Origin of the sequence: Neomesorhizobium albiziae, from assembly GCF_900114255.1 — a bacterium.
Classification (GTDB): domain Bacteria; phylum Pseudomonadota; class Alphaproteobacteria; order Rhizobiales; family Rhizobiaceae; genus Neomesorhizobium; species Neomesorhizobium albiziae.
Window position 1 is genome coordinate 1 of record NZ_FOSL01000052.1, and the last position, 15,315, is coordinate 15,315.

Here is a 15,315-nt window from a genome sequence, read left to right on the forward strand (position 1 = left end):
GACCAGTTCCACATCACTGGAATTGCGCCCGTCATCCTGCCCGTCAATCCATGGGTCGGACATAACAACTTATCTAATCACCAATTCGATGCCGGCCGCAGCAAAAATTTCCATTCGACGCGCTTTAGTGGGTTAGTTCGATATACGGCTACGGATTCGCTTAGCAATCATGCCGGGTGTAAGATGCCACTGTCGTCCGCACCCAACCGAGGCAAACGGACGCTTGAAAGAGTAGATCACGCTTTCGCCCGACTGAGGGAGGAGAGTGTCATGCCCTTCACAAAATACAGCAGCATATTTACGCCGGACGATCTGGAGATTCTCCAGAAGGTATTCGACAAGCTGTGCACAGAGCGCCGTCTGGCCCTTAAAGACGGGGACCAGAGGGAACGGCTTGCCTTAGAAGTCATGGACGCTTTCCAGAACGGCTTCACCGACGATGTGGAGTTGTGGCGGTTGTTTTCGAAGCGCCGCACGGCCATAGCGTGAAGCTTAGGCGCTGCGCTGTAGGGGCCGCGGACCACCGGTTTCTCGGCTTTCTTCGCCTCGATCAGCGCAACGATGTCCGCGATTTTAGCCGTCGTGAAATCGCGCTACCGAGCCGGTCGGCATATCGGCTTTTGCGCTGTTCTCGCGCCGGGCAAAGGTGACCACCGACTCGACTGGCCGGCGCGGGCTCACAGAGGGCGGGCGTGCGGCATAACCAACGCGGAATATGAATGTGGGTAGCCAAGCTGCGTCCCGCGTAAACTGCGCGAGCGCTTCAGCCATTTGGTGTGGCAAATCCAGCTCGCGTTCGCGGTCGACCCGCTCGACAGGCTGATTGAGGGGCTGTCCCGCAAGCCCGCGTGCAGTGAGCAGAAGATGCAGCCGCTGCCACAGACGGCCCGCTTGGAGCGCGGTCGGTCGGTCGTAAAGATCGCGGACGGCTATCATCCCCAGAAGCGGCGCGGTCCCCAGTTGAATTTTCTCTGTGTCCTGCAGCCAATGGCGGTCGGCGCTCTCGGGTGAAGGCGGGAAAATCTTTGCCGCAAAGTTTTGTAGTGGCGCGGTGACATTGGCATCCAAGGTCAGGCCGTCTCGCTTTTGTTCGACCGCGTCCTGAGCGAAGCGAAACCATCGCGCATTGTCTCTTGACATCTGGCGATCCTCGACAATCGCCTTCGTTGCCGAAACGATAAGGTTGGCTAGCCCCTCCTTGTCGCTTCCCGCGAAGAGGAACAAACGTATCGACGGGTTCTCGGGAACCGCGGCGTAGAATTCGGCAAGCAATTCGTCCGGCACGTGGCGGTCAAGACAGTAACGACCGCGATGCGTATGCCGGTGTGGAATCGCGCGGAACAGCTCTGTCTCGTCTTGTTTGCCCTTCCCAAGCCGAACAATTGCCGCGGGGCTCGCTGGCAGGGCTCCCAGAGCCATCATGCCCGGCGGCAACTCCATACGCACCTCCAGCCCCTGCGCGTGCGCTGCTTGATGAAGGTTTTCGAGTGCACAGCCGATGGAAAGGTGCATTTCGCGCCGGAAGGGATCGAAACTGCCGATATGACGTTCGGCGTCGGCAGAGATTGTGATCGTGTCGCCTGCAAGACGGAAACGCCACGGTTGTGAGTTGTGCGCGTTGGACGCGAGGATTGCCGAATAGACGAGTTTCAACTTTCCGCGGCTTTGGTGCCAAGTATGCCACGGTCCAAAAGCTTCACCACGTCCGGCACTCCAGACGCCGTTTTGCCAAGCGCGCCAGAGCACGAAACCAGTGGCAAGTACGACCACAGCGGCTGTTCCGACTATTAGAAAAGGCATCGTATCAACACGGCTCGGTTTTGGCTTGCTTAGTCGGGACATTGGATGCACCTGATGCCACGTCGGCCTCGTAGGGTTAATGTGGCGACATCATGTAAGGTTCCCTGTAGAGCCAATGGCAAGACATCGAGTAGGTCCGCAAGGGGCGGACTCAAAACGTCGGGCGAACGACAGCTTTCAAGAAGCGCCTCGAACGGCAGCTTTTGGCGGATATTGTCAAAAAAGTCCGCGAGTGGAACTGAGGGGAGGTGGCGGCACATGGTGCGGGGAGCGCCGAATTTCGTAATGATTTCAAGGGGCGTTTTTGCCCGCACCTTCTTGTAAGTCATTGGCCTGCTTGAGAATGGCACAACTCTGATTGGCCAGAACGAACTTCACTCCGGATCAAATCCCAGCGGCAACGTCAGGCAGGGCGAAGCGGTCCTACTCAGAAGTGATGGCGTTATTCGCGAAGAGCGTACCTATGGCAAAGATTCCGAGAAGACAACTGGCTAGCGACACTCATTCGCCCGTGCAGCAGGTGGCGATGCGCGCTAGCTTCTGCAGCCGGACGATGCGCTCCCTTACCGAAGCAAGCTGCTCCGCAGCGATCCTGTCAGCGTCGGCGCAGGGCTTGCCGGCAGTTGAAGCCTGGCGGAACGCACATCACGTTCATCAAGCCGTCGAACCTCCCTGGCAAGGGAAAGAAATTCCCGGCGACCCTGCAGTTCGAGAAGGCCGGAACCGTCAACGTTGAGTTCGCGGTTGAGGATATGGGCGGTCCGGTCAAGGAAGAGCCGTCGTCCGCCCACGGCAATCACGGGGCACATGCGCAATGAAATTGTTGAGCATTCGGGAGGCAGGACATGAACGGACTCGGTGCAATCCTGCGCGCGGCATCTACGACTGTCGCGCTCGCGCTTCTCTCCGGCATGGCTTTGGCCGCCCAAACGATCGAGGTGCTGACCACTGCCGGATGCGGTTGCTGCATCGGCTGGGCGCGACACATGGAGCAGAATGGCTTCACGGCGGAACTCAGAAACCTGCCGATGGCCGACCTTATGCAGGTGAAGATCGGGGCTGGACTGAAGCCCGGTCAGACATCCTGTCACACCGGGCGAATCGACGGCTGCGCAATCGAGGGCCATGTTCCCGCGGGCGAGGTGAAACGCCTTCTGGCGGAACGGCCGGACGCGATCGGGCTGACCGTCCCTGACATGCCTTATGGTTCGCCGGGCATGGGCGAGGCCGGGCCTGACGCGGATCCCCATGATGTCCTACTCGTGAGGCGCGACGGCACAACGGAAGTGTTTGCGAGCTATCGCTGACGGAGGCACCATTTCCGAGAACGATCCTGACGCGGGTTCCTTTTACCTCCTGCTGTCGGAGTCGCGGATGGAGCCGACCTACGGTGCCGAAGGAGACTATGATTTCGGGAACGTGCAACTCGGCAAACAAGGGATGGGGTGACGCCGTTCAAGCTTGTTCCTGACGATCATCCGGATGTGACCATCGACGGCACGATCACCGCAAAGCCGGGCAGCGAGATCGTCACGGTGGTGTTGAATGGAATTCCGCTCGACAACGGCGAAAGTGACAGGGCGACCTATTTCTGCCGGTTCGATGACCTCGGCACCGAAACCTGACCGGCCCGGCGCTGCAGGTGGGACCTCCCGTCAAACACAGAAACTCCAACAGGAGTGTTGGCTGGATGGCGATCGGAACGTCAACGCAAAGGAGATTTTTGTAACGGAGGACCATCGATGGAACGAACTGTCCCGACGATTATCCCCTCGATCGCCCCTGAAAACGCGGATCTGTCAGTGGACCGTCTACCTTTCCCGGCCCGGTTCTTCAGCCATCCCGACGATGTGGTGACGGACGATCAACTCGACATTCAGGAAAAGCGCGCCATTCTTGCCTCCTGGGCATCGGATGCATGCGCGGTCGAATCCATACCGGCCTTGCGCAAGCCACCAGGCGTTGCGGCCCCGGTAACTTTTGATGCCGTTATGGATGCGCTTCGCCGGCTCGATGAAATCCGCGCCGACGTCGCCTCTAAATTCGAGCAGGGCGGCAACTGCAAACGTCCAGAAAGATTGGACGCTTGATGGGAACCGAGAAGAAGCTTGTGGTCAGCAGGGAATTCCGGCTGCAGATAGAGAGTTACGGCCTCACGACCGCGGAGATCCGTTACCGCCTTCCTGATTACCCGCGGTTGTTGCAGCTTTACGTCTGGCAGGAATACGATCTCGCACCGGAATTCCCGACGCTGAAGGTTTCCTGAGCTAGTGTGAGCAGGAACTTGAAGGCGCGCTCCATTCCGTACGCCACCAGCGCCTGATCAAGCCTTCGGAGTGGCAAGTGGTGGACGGGGTGTTTAAACTCAGTGAGCACCTGGGCCTGGTGCGGCCGGGCCCGCCATCTCTTCATCGTCGGGCTCGATCAGGTCGATCAATGCCGCTACCCGCGTTCCGGGCAGAGGGCGGCCTTGCCCCATCAACGCCTCATCGGCGAAAGCCCAACCCCAGGCCTCTCTCAGTTCTGCGAGCGAAGCGCCGGACAGGATCACCTCTGCGATCGTCGCATCGTCCACCGGTCCGAGGACCGAGACAACGTCTTCCCGCGTCATGGTCATCGCTTACCTCCATCGACCTACCAACGGACTAGATGGGCATTGGAGGGAGCGCTTTCCAGCAGTTCGAGCATTGTCCCGAGGAGACGCAATTTCGGATTGATGGGCAGCCCCTTGGCGTCGCGTAAATCGGTTCCCAACTCATTGGTCGTCAGTCGCCGCAAGGGGCCGACACGGTCAGGGAGCGCCGGGCTTCCTTGCGCTTGCTCGTATCTATGTTGCTCCAAGGAGGATGTAGCTAGGGGGAACAAATATGGCCTTCTCCCCTTTTACAGGTCGAGCATCGGCTTCGAAAGACCCTGACGCGAGCCGAAGTCATGACGGAACGGCCAGGCCGGAAAATCCGGGCCGAAATTCGGCTCAGCGACGGCCGCTTGGCGGAAAACACCCTGGGACGGTTGGCATTCGCCGCCCGCCAGCAATTCAAGTGGATGCGTCTCCTCGCTTCGTGTCAGCAGCTCCGTCATTGATATTCTTCCTCGTCGGAAGATGACCGGCCGGGGGCCTCGGCGCCCGACCGGCTTATTAGCTATCGCGTTCACTTGCTGCTATTTGTCGTGATGCGCCTGGCGTTCGCCTGCGCCTTTTCGGTCTTGGGCAGTGTTACGGTGAGGACGCCGTTCTTGAATGCCGCCTCAACCTTGTCCTCACCGACCTCGCGGCCGAAAGCAAGGCGCCGTTCAAAACGCCCATAGTAGCGTTCGCTGAACTGACGATCCTTGTCGTCGGTTTCCAACTTCTTCTCGCCGCGAATGTGAGAACACCGTCTTCCAGCAGGACCTCGACGTCGTTGTCCTCAAGGCCGGGCACTTCCGCGACAACCCGGATTTCCTTGTCATTCTCCGAGAATTCGACGCTTGGCCAGTCGCCATTGCGAGGCGTCATGCGGCCGAACACCGACGGTGTTTCAAAACTCCGGAACACCTCGTCGAACAGCCGGTTGGCGTTGGGATGCAGCGATATGAACGGGTCCATGTCCTCACCGCGATAGATGGTCGGAGTCTGGTTGTTGCGACGGTTCCATGGGATCAGGTCACGTACTCTCATTGTATCTTCCTTTCTTGTTTTTTTTAGTTGTCCTTTCTCGTTCGGTCGCGACGACACCCACCCCAGATCGTGATGGAGTATCGCGCTGGCCAGCTTTCGTAAGATCAGGCCGCTACCTTGCCTTCGATCTGCTGCGACGCGGACTTCTTGCCGGCGTCGGCGTTGATCGCGATCCGTCGCGGCTTCATCTCCTCGGGGATTTCCTTTTTGAGGTCGATGATCAGCAGGCCGTTCTCCAGTTTCGCATCGACGACACTCACATGGTCGGCGAGCTCGAAACGACGGGCGAATGGCCTCAGTGCCAGACCTTAGTGGAGGTACAAGACCTCGCCATTTTCTGTCTTGGCGCCGTTGATTACGAGCAGGTTCGGCTCATGCGTGATCGAAAGCTCGTCTTCTGTGAATCCGGCTACCGCTGGGATGATACGATAGGTGTCTTCGCCGAGCTTGGCGATGTCGTATGGCGGCCAGTTGTCGGCTTGTGGTGGGTTGGATTTTGCGAGCAGGTCGAAAATCCGGTCCCTACGTTGTGCGCGGAGATTCTTGTGCCCCAAGACTAAGTAATAATTCTTCGAACATCGTGGGGGACCCTTGAAACGCAATTCTTGCTCACCTAACTCACTTACGCCGGATGCCACTATCGGATCCTGGCACGGGAACGACGGTCCGCTCATGTGCTGGACGGATTCGGTTCATATCGCTTCGCAAGGAGGATGTGTTCCGGCGGTAGCCCGAACACCTCTTCTCGCGTTTCGCGAGTGCGCGCGATCAACCGTCTCGGTCTTGGCCGATGATCGTCTCTTCCTGACCGCCTCCGATCGATTCTGCCTCCGGCATGCGCGTGCTTGGCACGTTGCAAGCGAGCTGTCTGATCGAATCGAGGAGGATGCACATGCTGTTGTCGGATTTCGGCCGCACCGGGTTCGACCCGTTCCTGGAAATGCGGCGTATGCAGCAGGAAATGAACCAGCGTCTGTCCGGACTGACGGCCGGAGCCCAGGAGTTTCCGCCAATCAACCTTTGGATGGGTGAGGACAGCGTGGCGGTGAGCGCTGAGTTGCCCGGGATCGCGCCCGACGGTATCGATCTCACAGTCCGCGAGAACACGCTGACGTTGAAGGGCGAACGCGGATCCCCGGCGGAGAGCGAAAAGTCCGCCTGGCACCGGCGCGAGCGCCCACACGGAAGCTTCTCTCGAACCGTACAATTGCCCTTCCGCGTCGATCCGGAAAAGGTTGAGGCGCGTTTCGCCAACGGGCTGCTCGAAGTCGAACTGCACCGGCCAGAGGCGGATCGGCCCAAGAAGATCCAGATCAAGGGATAAGGAGGCGAAGATGGCTCAGGAACTGAAAACGACCGAGCGCCAGGTTCCAAGCAAGCTTGACGGTAGCGAACGGACCCGTTCGCGCCCGGTGTTTGTCCCGCGCACCGATATCTACGAGACACAGGACAATGTCGTTCTTCTCGTCGATATGCCCGGCGTCGCCTCGGATGGAGTCGACATCACGCTCGAGAAACGGACGCTGGCGATCCGCGGCTATGCGGCGGATCAGCAGCATGAGAATTATGGCCAAGTCTACGCCGAATATGGTGCGGGCGACTATGAGCGGGTCTTCACCCTGTCTGAGGATATCGATCGGGATGGTATCGAGGCAGCGCAGAAGAACGGCGTCTTGCGCCTAGTGTTGCCGAAGGCCGCGCCGGCCAAGGCGCGAAAAATCCAACTCAAGATGGCGTAATTCATCCGGAGAAAGGAGGCTGACGATGCAGGGTATCGGTGGAGCTTCCCGGAATCGATCAGGAGGATGTCGATGTCTCGCTGACCGACAGAGCGTTGACGATCAAGGGAGAAAAGAAGAGTGAGCGGGAGGAAAGCAGGAAGGGCTATCACGTGTCGGAACGCTCATACGGGTCGTTCTACCGCTCGATCCCGCTGCCTTCAGGCGTCGACACGGACAAGGCCAACGCCGAATTCAAGAACGGCGTCCTGACCGTGTCGCTACCGAAGACTCGGGAAGCGTTGTCTCGTGGGAAGAAGATCGAAGTAAAGGCGAATTGACCTCGACATTGCAACCTTGAGATGCGCGAACGGAATCCGCCGCATCTCTTAATAATATTATATTATTGCATCAATCTCGTCTGTGAATAGGCCCCGAGTGAGGTTCGGGCGCGGGCGAGGTCTTCGCGGGCGACGGTTAACATGTCGTCTGCTGCATCCAGTGCGGCGAACGCAGCCGCGGTAGGATTGGGCCGTTCTGCCGTGATGCGGATCCAGGCGTGATCGATTTCAGCAAGAGCTGCGCGAACATTGGCGATCGCCCGTTCGATGGCATCGTAGAGAGCAATCTCCTCTGCGGAGATCCGCAAATTGTCACCGGTCATCGATCTTCTTGCGGTCACACAGCCTATTGTTGACGCTCGTATAGCTCAATTATCACCAAGAGCGCGCATTACAAAGCCCTTCGTCGCTAGCAATGGCGTGGTCGTCATTTGGAGGCACCTTAGCCGAGTTCGGTGAGGCGAGTTCGCGGCCATGGGAAGGCAATTTCCCATGTCGCGCCGCCCGCCCGCGCGTCTGCGGCGATCCCGTGAATTCTACCACTGGCAAAGGTCGCCGCCGAGATTGTCCGCATCTCTCTGCAAGCGGAAATGGTGTGCTGAAGTGGATCGTCGCCGACCCGAAGAACCGTGCGGTGTAAAGGCGACGGGCTACCGCTTGCGAGCCGCGACCGGCAAAGGAAGCTGTGCCGCGGCTTGGTGGATCTCAAACTGCAACATTTGTCTGTTGCCCGCCTTGCTCTTCGCGGCCTCCGGTTCCCGCCCCCACAAGTTGGAGCGGAAAAGGAAAAGAAGGTGCGCGTCAGCGCGGGCAATATGGAAAAGCAGAGCTGGAAGAATTGAAGGAGAAGGTACCTTGCCCGCGGTGCTCGAGCACCTGTGTTTGGCCCTCGACCGCAAGGAGCGTACGCGCGGTATCGCCGCGACGCGGCGATCATCATGGGCATCCATGACGGGCTCGTTCGACCGCTGGGCGATGTGTTCCGCATCGTCGAGCATCTCGAAGGCGTGCCGTTCGTCCAGGCCAGGGCACGGTAGCCGGACTCGACGGCTTCATTCCCACTGAACCGGTATGGGACCAGAAGTCGCGCGATTGCGAGCCCGAATTCTCGGTTTCCGAGCGGTGGCAGGCCCGGCGGACGCCGTGGCGCGAATCGGCGACCTGGCGCTATCTCAGCGATACACACCACCTTCCCGAACGCATCATCCGCGCCGCGCTCGGCGCCAACGCCCTGCGCGAAGGCCCGCGTGGCAGCATTTGGGCGGCGCACCTCGACGCCGAGGGCGTCGTCACCGGATGGGAGGAGCGCGGTCGGACTGGCCCCGGCTTCGCCACGGGCGGCGCCAAGGTGCTTTTCCGGCTCGGCGGTCCCAAGCGCTTTGCCTCTGCCTCACCGAGGAGGCGATCGACGCCATGAGCCTCGCCGCGCTCGAGGGCCTTCGCCCCGACACGCTCTATCTCAGCACCGGCGGCGGCTGGTCACGGCGAGGGATGCGGGCGATCCAGTGTCGCCGCTAGGCCGGCAGCCCAACTCGTCGCGGCCACCGACAGCAATGCACAGGGCGACATCTATGCCGGCCGCCTTCTCACCCTGGCTGGGAGGTTGGATGCGGCAGCGAGCGACTGCGGCCTGTCGGAATCAAGGGGAATGGAGGAAGGAAGGAGGAGGCTGCCGCATGCCCGCCGGTCGCGTCAAGGGTGAAGCTCCGCCCAGCTGCGCCGGCCCTTGACCCGCCCAGGCGAAGAGGCGGCCGCGGGGAAGGGTCCGGAAGGGCTAAAAATGCACGAGGGATGAACCGCGCTCCGGCCCGCAAGTGGCCAGGAGCCTCCCCATGACCCTTCAATCCTCCATCCGCAAGATCTACTTCGGCGTCGCCGATCGCCGGCAGATGTTCCGCATGTTTGATCGACACGCGCAACGCCCGAACGGCTGGGACGGCGACGACGGCACGCTTTTCGTGGCGAGTGGTTCGAGGTCGGCCGCCATGGGCACAACTACCGTAAGCCGCTGTCGGACAGAGGCGGGTCGGCATAGCTACGGCTCGCGGCCAAAGCTTCTTTCTCGAAAGCGCTCGCGGCCTTGCCAATGGCTGGAGCAGTTTTCAGAATGCATCCCCACCTGCTTCGGCGCTACCGCATCAGCGGTTGGCGGGGATCAAAGAACTCGCGATGCAGGTCGAGTACTCATGCTATCGCAAGGTTGCCGATCTCTGCCTGCGCCGCCTTTAGCGATGACTTGCGCTGCTCGGCGCTGATGTTGACGCCGTCCGCGGTGATGACTTCAGGATCGCGGATTCCAATGAAAGCGAACACGCTCTTCAAGTAACTTAAGGTGTGCTCGAAACTCTCGGCGGGGGAGCCCGGTCCGTAAAAGCCGCCGCGCGCCAGCGCTATGATGACGCGTTTGCTGCCAACCACGCCTTCGGGTCCCTTTTCCGTGTAACGGAAGGTTTTGCCGGGGACGGCAATACGATCGATCCAGGCCTTCATCTGGCTGGGCACGCTGAAATTGTACTGCGCGACGCCGAGAACGACAGTGTCCGCGGCCAAAAACTCGTCAAGAACGTTTGTTCCAAGCGCAAGGTCGGCCTTCAATGCGGCATCGTGGCCTGCTTCCATACCAGCCCGGACCACGCCCACGTAATTGCCCGACAGATGCGGGATCGGTTGAGCCGCCAGGTCGCGATAGACCACTTCAACCATCGGATCGAGAGACTGGAGCCGTGCGACCACGGCCGCCGAAAGCGCCCGGCTCACCGAGTTTTCCCCGAGTATGCTGGAATCGAGATGAAGAAGGGATGGCATCAATAACCTCACACGTGTGTAGCAGCAGGATTCATGACAACGGCGCAGTCGCCCGTTTATCTCCATTGAACTATTACGTCATTTCGACTAAAAGGTCAACACGAAATGTCGAGAGAGGATTGCCGATGGCGAAGATCAACCTGGCGCGGCGGGCAAAAATCGGACGCGACCGCCGGGAAAGGACACGCACCAAAATCCTCAAAGCGGCCGCGACGCTGCTCGCGGAAGGGACTGCGCCGACGATTGATGCAGTCGCAGTGGCGGCAGGCCTGGCCAAGGGCACGTTTTACTATCATTTCGGGAACGCCGATGAGTTGATCGCGGCCGTGAACGCGCAGCTCGAACGGAGCCTTGACGAGGTGCTGACACTTTCCCATGCTGGGTTGCGCAATCCCGTCGCGCGCCTGTCCGTCGCATTTGCGTTATCCCTGGAAAAGGCGGTTTCCGATAGTGTCTGGGCGCGGCTGGTAGTGCAGGCCTCGCAAAAGTCGAACGCGTTCGGCCGCGGAGTTCGTGCCAAACTTACCGCCGATATCGAAGAAGCGATGGGGAAGGGGCAGTTGACCGTGCTGGACTCGGAACTCGCCGCTGACATTTTTGTCGGAATTTGGCTGCAGGTGACACGTGGCACTCTCGAGCGTCCACCAACGCCTGAATTGTCTCGCAGGGCCATGGAGGCGGCGCTTCGAGCGCTCGGGAGCGCTTCGCATGAGCGCTTGTCCGCGTCGACATGATGGCACTCTCATCTGCTAGGGAAGTTGGTCTCAGCTAGGGAAGTTGGTCCGCCGGATTTGTCAAATTTCCCGCAGTCCCGTCAGGGCTTCTCATGCCGGCGGCTGGCAGGCGCTTGAGCAGCGATCCCGCCTGCCGGGAACTGAGGCCGATTGCGCGCAAAATGGCACCGACGACAGCGTCAGGGTCAAAGGAGGAAGGCCTGCCTTCACCGAGCACGCGCAGCATCTGGACCATGATGCCGACGACAATCTCCAGCTTCAGATCTGCGGACGGCGCTTCCTCCGATACGTGTTGGAGGTCATCGAGGAGGCGGCGGCGGAGGTTCTCGCCGCTTTGCGGATTGGCTGCCGTCATTCTTGCGGCCACTGCGGCCCATCGACGGTCATTGAGCGCCTTGTCGATGAATGCCCTGCAGCCGAAAGCAATGCGCAGGGCAGGTTCGGTGAGGGAGACGCGGCCCGGCTGAAGCAGTTCATCGAACGACTGGACCAATTCCTCCGCGACTGCCGCGGTCAATGCTTCCAAGCCATCAAAATGAACGTAGAACGTTCCTTTCGCGACGCCAGCCTCCTTGACCACGTCATCCACCGTGACGGATTCCACGGCCCGTTGGGCAAACAGTGCATTGGCAGCTTTAACAAGCTGCGCCCGCGTCCTGTCGCGCTTTTCGCGTCCGATTTCGGCTCGGCGGGTCAGGTTGATGTTTGCCATGTGTGACTCCTCAAACACTTCACACGGATAGGTCATATTGACCTGACAGTCCACTCCGAAGTCGGGTGTCATTATCCGCAAATAGCACATATGCGCTTTTCTCATATTGACTGTCAAGTCGAATTGACTTAGTAGTCATTCCACTGGCGATCCGGCAAACCGCGGATTGCACACCATCATGAAAAAACTCGAACCCCTCTCGCGGAGGCTGAGCCTGCACGCCTGGCTCAATCCCCTTTGGTTGCAAACCGTAATGGAGAAAAAAATGCAGCCTATACGTCTTATTGGGATCGGTCTTGCCTGCGTCCAACTCGCCGCCTGCGAAGACAAGGCCGAAGTCGCATCACCGCCGCAGCATGTCCGCGCCATTCGTGCCTCCTCCGCCGAGTATCACCCGAGAGCCGAGATCACCGGCGAGGTCAGGGCGCGGACCCAGTCCGACCTGTCGTTCCGCGTCGGCGGCCGAGTGATCGAGCGCTTTGTCGACGTCAGTTCGCCCGTGCACGCCGGGGAAATTCTCGCCCGCCTCGATGACAGCGAACAGCGTGCCGATGTGGAGGTGGCTCGCGCCGGCCTACAGTCGGCAGAGGCGGTTGCCAGACAGAAAACACTCACTTACGAGCGCTACGAGGCGCTGCTGCGCTCGCGGTCCATCTCGCAGGCCACCTTCGACGAGGCGGATAAGGAGCTGCGCACCGCGCAAGCCACCCTGGAGGCTGCCGAAGCGGCTCTGGGGACGGCGCAGGATGCTCTTTCCCACACCGAACTGAAGACCGATGCCGATGGGATCATCACCGCGCGGGACATCGAGGTTGGCCGGGTCGTGTCGCCGGCACAGGCCGCCTTCACACTTGCCCACAACGGTCCCCGGGACGCCGTTTTCAATGTATTCGAGGCCTTTTTCCTCGAAGGTCAGCCGCTACCCGGTGTCGAAGTTGCGCCGGTTGAGGATCGCGCAGCCGAAACGCGGGCAACCGTGCGGGAGGTCTCTCCCTTTATCGACACGAGAACAGGAACGATCCGCATCAAGGTGGCGCTGCCCGAAAATGTGCAATGGCCGCTCGGCACGCCCGTAGTCGGTGAATTCGGTTCCCCGCCGCACAAGGGGATTGTCCTTCCCGCGGGTGCCATCGCCTCCGCCAAGGGCGAGCCCGCCGTCTGGCTCGTCGCCCCCGACAGCGGCTCTGTCTCACTCCGGAAGATCGCAGTCGAAAGGTATCGCGACGGCGACGTGATCGCGTCCGGCGGCATCGCACCGCGGGACCTGATTGTCACCGAGGGAGGGAAATTTCTCAAAGAAGGTCAAACCGTGGCCTGGGAGGGCAAATAAATGGCTCGTTACCGTCTTCATCTTCCGCTCCTGGTCCTTCCGGCACTCGCGCTTGTTGGCGGCTGCGATCACGAAGCCAGCTCCGGCGAGCCGACCGTGGCGCGGCCCGTCAGGTCCGTGGCCGCCAGCGCAGCGCAGGCTGAGACGGTGCGCTTTCCCGGCGTCGTCCAGGCAGGGGTGCAGACCGATCTTGCATTCCGCACTTTGGGGCGCGTCGTCTCCCGAAAAGCGGGTGTGGGTGACCTCGTGCGTGCGGGTGACATAGTCGCCGGAATTGATCCGCTCGCGCTTGAGCTCGCCGTCCGCAGCGCCGAAGCCGATATGCGCAATGCCGAAGCGCAACTCGAGAACGCCCTGCTGACGGAGAACCGCAAGCGGCGACTTGCCTCAACGAGCGCCGCGAGCGTCGCGGACCTGGACCTTGCCGAGCAGTCACTGAAGTCGGCCCGGGCCACTGTCGGAAAGACAACAGCCAGCCTCGACAAGGCGCGCGAGCAGCTTGGGTATGCCGAGCTTACGGCCGAGTTCGACGGTGTCGTCACGGCTACCTGGGTGGAAGTCGGGCAAACGGCGACCGCCGGCCAGCCGGTCCTCACCATCGCTCGCCTTGATCGGCGTGACGTGGTCCTCGACGTTCCGGAAGCGCGCCTTCGGTCCTTGCGCGTGGGCGACCGGTTCGACATCGCCCTCCAGCTCGATGATACGCTGCGGACCTCCGGCATCCTGCGCGAGATCGGACCGCAGGCCGATGCGGGCACCCGCACGCACAGGCTGAAAATCGGCATCGACAAGGCACCGGAAGTTTTCCGTCTTGGATCGGTGGTCACCGCTGCGCCGCCAAAGGCGCAGCAGGAGCTACCCGTCGGGCTGCCTGCAACGGCGATCGTCAACAGGGATGGCGCTGACCATGTCTGGGTGGTCGACCCGGCATCCCACACCGTTTCGCTGAGATCCGTACGGCTCGACATCTCCCCGACCGGCGTCCGCTCCGTCCGGGTCCTCTCCGGACTCAAAGACGGAGAAGAGGTTGTCGTCGCCGGCGTCAACCAGCTGGCCGAGGGACAGGCCGTGAGAACAGGACAGGAGCAGCACCCGTGAGCAAGTTCAACCTTTCAGACTGGGCACTCGGGCACCGCTCGCTCGTCTGGTATTTCATGATCCTCTTCATAGTGGCAGGCGCGTATGCCTACATGGCCCTCGGCCGCGAGGAAGATCCCTCCTTTACGATCAAGACAATGGTGGTCCAGGCGCAATGGCCCGGGGCGTCCGCCCAGGAAGTGACGCAGCAGGTCACCGACCGCATCGAAAAGAAGCTGCAGGAACTCGACAATCTCGAGCATACCCGCAGCATCACCACCGCCGGTCAGACGATCGTCTTCGTCGATCTGCTGCCCAAGACAAACGCGCGGGACGTGAAGCCCACCTGGTCGCGGGTTCGCAACCTGATTGACGATATCAGGCACGAGTTTCCCCAGGGGGTGGCCGGTCCGTTCTTCGACGATCAGTTCGGCGACGTCTACGGCAACATCTTTGCCTTTAGCGGCGACGGGCTGAGTCAGCGGGAGTTGCGCGATTTCGCCGAGGACGCCCGAAGCCGGATCCTCAAACTGCCGGATGTGGGCAAGGTCGACATCGTCGGCGCACAGGACGAGGTCATTTATCTCGAGTTCTCGACCCGCAAGATCGCCGCCCTGGGCATCGACCGCGCCGCGATCATCTCGGCACTGCAGGCGCAAAACGCCGTGACGCAGTCCGGTTTCGTCGAGGCGGGTCCGGAACGCATCGCCTTGCGCGTCGGAGGCCGCTTTCTCTCCGAAGACACCCTGCGCGGCATTAATCTGAGGGTCAACGACCGCTTCTTTGCGCTCACGGACGTAGCCAGCATCACCCGCGGGTATGTCGACCCCCCTTACTCGCTCTTCCGCTTCAACGGGAAACCGGCGATCGGGCTTGCGATTGGCATGAAGACAGGCGGCAACCTGCTGGCCTTCGGCGAAGCGATTGAAAAGACCGTCACCGGGATCGTTCGGGAACTTCCCGTCGGCGTTTCGGTCGAGTGGGTTTCCGATCAGCCGGAAGTGGTGCACGAGGCAGTCGGAGGCTTCACAAAGGCCCTGGCTGTTGATTTCCGCGAGGAATTGACCCTGGGTTTTCGCTGAGAAGTGACCCGCCTTTTATGTATGTTCCGGGTTTCAGGATTTGGTCAAGTTGGGG

19 protein-coding genes and 5 pseudogenes are annotated in these 15,315 nt (G+C 60.6%); 16 read left to right on the forward strand and 8 right to left on the reverse strand.

The window, feature by feature from the left end; genetic code table 11:
• Window positions 1-489, forward strand: a 489-nt coding sequence (locus tag F3H98_RS31645) for a hypothetical protein (protein ID WP_210249732.1), incomplete at its 5' end; no start/stop codon positions are given.
• A gap of 84 nt (window positions 490-573) precedes the next feature.
• Here F3H98_RS31645 and F3H98_RS29605 read toward each other — a convergent pair.
• Complete coding sequence (locus F3H98_RS29605) at window positions 574-1,653, reverse strand: Acg family FMN-binding oxidoreductase (protein WP_149764455.1); 1,080 nt, start codon at window positions 1,651-1,653, stop codon at window positions 574-576.
• 770 nt (window positions 1,654-2,423) lie between these two features.
• Between F3H98_RS29605 and F3H98_RS31495 the strand changes: the two genes are divergently transcribed.
• The 5 genes and pseudogenes from F3H98_RS31495 to F3H98_RS29630 all read left to right on the forward strand — a co-directional run.
• Window positions 2,424-2,618, forward strand: coding sequence for a copper chaperone PCu(A)C domain-containing protein (locus F3H98_RS31495; protein ID WP_188130646.1), 195 nt, complete (start codon window positions 2,424-2,426; stop codon window positions 2,616-2,618).
• A 27-nt stretch (window positions 2,619-2,645) separates the two neighbouring features.
• Complete coding sequence (locus F3H98_RS29615) at window positions 2,646-3,107, forward strand: DUF411 domain-containing protein (protein WP_149764459.1); 462 nt, start codon at window positions 2,646-2,648, stop codon at window positions 3,105-3,107.
• A 138-nt stretch (window positions 3,108-3,245) separates the two neighbouring features.
• A complete protein-coding gene (locus F3H98_RS29620; protein ID WP_149764461.1) occupies window positions 3,246-3,425 on the forward strand; it encodes a hypothetical protein in 180 nt (59 codons plus the stop codon).
• Window positions 3,426-3,542: 117 nt separating this feature from the next.
• Window positions 3,543-3,890, forward strand: a complete 348-nt coding sequence (locus F3H98_RS29625) for a hypothetical protein (RefSeq protein ID WP_149764463.1) — start codon at window positions 3,543-3,545, stop codon at window positions 3,888-3,890.
• A pseudogene (locus F3H98_RS29630) lies at window positions 3,890-4,167 on the forward strand (usg protein); the annotation flags it as partial. The gene F3H98_RS29625 and the pseudogene F3H98_RS29630, both read left to right, overlap by 1 nt.
• Here the strand turns inward: F3H98_RS29630 and F3H98_RS29635 are convergent.
• The 4 genes and pseudogenes from F3H98_RS29635 to F3H98_RS29650 all read right to left on the reverse strand — a co-directional run bounded on the left by F3H98_RS29635 (window position 4,166) and on the right by F3H98_RS29650 (window position 6,015).
• Entirely contained in the window at window positions 4,166-4,417 is a 252-nt protein-coding gene (locus F3H98_RS29635; protein WP_149764465.1) for a hypothetical protein, read from the reverse strand. The pseudogene F3H98_RS29630 and the gene F3H98_RS29635 sit on opposite strands and share 2 nt — an antisense overlap.
• A gap of 266 nt (window positions 4,418-4,683) precedes the next feature.
• Complete coding sequence (locus F3H98_RS29640; RefSeq protein ID WP_149764467.1) at window positions 4,684-4,881, reverse strand: hypothetical protein; 198 nt, start codon at window positions 4,879-4,881, stop codon at window positions 4,684-4,686.
• 71 nt (window positions 4,882-4,952) lie between these two features.
• Window positions 4,953-5,461: pseudogene (locus tag F3H98_RS29645) on the reverse strand (Hsp20/alpha crystallin family protein).
• Window positions 5,462-5,565: 104 nt separating this feature from the next.
• Window positions 5,566-6,015, reverse strand: a pseudogene (locus F3H98_RS29650) (Hsp20 family protein).
• Between the two features lie 338 nt (window positions 6,016-6,353).
• On the opposite strand from F3H98_RS29650, the gene F3H98_RS29655 reads away from it, so the two are divergent.
• Genes F3H98_RS29655 through F3H98_RS29665 form a run of 3 tightly spaced genes read left to right on the forward strand, consistent with a single transcriptional unit; the run spans window position 6,354 to window position 7,520 of the window.
• Window positions 6,354-6,785, forward strand: a complete 432-nt coding sequence (locus F3H98_RS29655; RefSeq protein ID WP_244621996.1) for an Hsp20/alpha crystallin family protein — start codon at window positions 6,354-6,356, stop codon at window positions 6,783-6,785.
• A gap of 10 nt (window positions 6,786-6,795) precedes the next feature.
• Window positions 6,796-7,200, forward strand: a complete 405-nt coding sequence (locus tag F3H98_RS29660) for an Hsp20/alpha crystallin family protein (protein WP_149764471.1) — start codon at window positions 6,796-6,798, stop codon at window positions 7,198-7,200.
• A 38-nt stretch (window positions 7,201-7,238) separates the two neighbouring features.
• Entirely contained in the window at window positions 7,239-7,520 is a 282-nt protein-coding gene (locus F3H98_RS29665) for an Hsp20/alpha crystallin family protein (protein WP_149764473.1), read from the forward strand.
• A 62-nt stretch (window positions 7,521-7,582) separates the two neighbouring features.
• Here the strand turns inward: F3H98_RS29665 and F3H98_RS29670 are convergent, their stop codons facing one another.
• On the reverse strand, window positions 7,583-7,843 hold the full coding sequence (locus F3H98_RS29670; protein WP_149764475.1) for a hypothetical protein: 261 nt from the start codon (window positions 7,841-7,843) through the stop codon (window positions 7,583-7,585).
• Window positions 7,844-8,398: 555 nt separating this feature from the next.
• On the opposite strand from F3H98_RS29670, the gene F3H98_RS32175 reads away from it, so the two are divergent.
• From F3H98_RS32175 to F3H98_RS29680, 3 genes and pseudogenes are all read left to right on the forward strand, one after another.
• Window positions 8,399-8,557, forward strand: coding sequence for a hypothetical protein (locus F3H98_RS32175; protein ID WP_244621997.1), 159 nt, complete (start codon window positions 8,399-8,401; stop codon window positions 8,555-8,557).
• A gap of 167 nt (window positions 8,558-8,724) precedes the next feature.
• Window positions 8,725-8,937 (forward strand): DUF3991 domain-containing protein, encoded by a 213-nt coding sequence (locus F3H98_RS32180; RefSeq protein ID WP_244621998.1) that lies wholly within the window; start codon window positions 8,725-8,727, stop codon window positions 8,935-8,937.
• Between the two features lie 415 nt (window positions 8,938-9,352).
• Window positions 9,353-9,519: pseudogene (locus F3H98_RS29680) on the forward strand (DUF1419 domain-containing protein); the annotation flags it as partial.
• Between the two features lie 185 nt (window positions 9,520-9,704).
• Here the strand turns inward: F3H98_RS29680 and F3H98_RS29685 are convergent.
• A complete protein-coding gene (locus F3H98_RS29685; protein ID WP_149764484.1) occupies window positions 9,705-10,325 on the reverse strand; it encodes an FMN-dependent NADH-azoreductase in 621 nt (206 codons plus the stop codon).
• A 125-nt stretch (window positions 10,326-10,450) separates the two neighbouring features.
• Between F3H98_RS29685 and F3H98_RS29690 the strand changes: the two genes are divergently transcribed.
• Complete coding sequence (locus tag F3H98_RS29690; protein WP_149764477.1) at window positions 10,451-11,059, forward strand: TetR/AcrR family transcriptional regulator; 609 nt, start codon at window positions 10,451-10,453, stop codon at window positions 11,057-11,059.
• Window positions 11,060-11,093: 34 nt separating this feature from the next.
• On the opposite strand, the gene F3H98_RS29695 is transcribed toward F3H98_RS29690, so the two are convergent.
• Window positions 11,094-11,771 (reverse strand): TetR/AcrR family transcriptional regulator, encoded by a 678-nt coding sequence (locus tag F3H98_RS29695; protein ID WP_149764480.1) that lies wholly within the window; start codon window positions 11,769-11,771, stop codon window positions 11,094-11,096.
• Window positions 11,772-12,036: 265 nt separating this feature from the next.
• On the opposite strand from F3H98_RS29695, the gene F3H98_RS29700 reads away from it, so the two are divergent.
• The 3 genes and pseudogenes from F3H98_RS29700 to F3H98_RS29710 all read left to right on the forward strand — a co-directional run.
• Window positions 12,037-13,101: an efflux RND transporter periplasmic adaptor subunit gene (locus F3H98_RS29700; protein WP_149764486.1), complete on the forward strand. Its 1,065-nt coding sequence runs from the start codon at window positions 12,037-12,039 to the stop codon at window positions 13,099-13,101.
• A complete protein-coding gene (locus F3H98_RS29705; protein ID WP_149764482.1) occupies window positions 13,102-14,199 on the forward strand; it encodes an efflux RND transporter periplasmic adaptor subunit in 1,098 nt (365 codons plus the stop codon).
• Window positions 14,196-15,218, forward strand: a pseudogene (locus F3H98_RS29710) (efflux RND transporter permease subunit); the annotation flags it as partial. The gene F3H98_RS29705 and the pseudogene F3H98_RS29710, both read left to right, overlap by 4 nt.
• Between the last annotated feature and the right edge of the window lie 97 nt (window positions 15,219-15,315).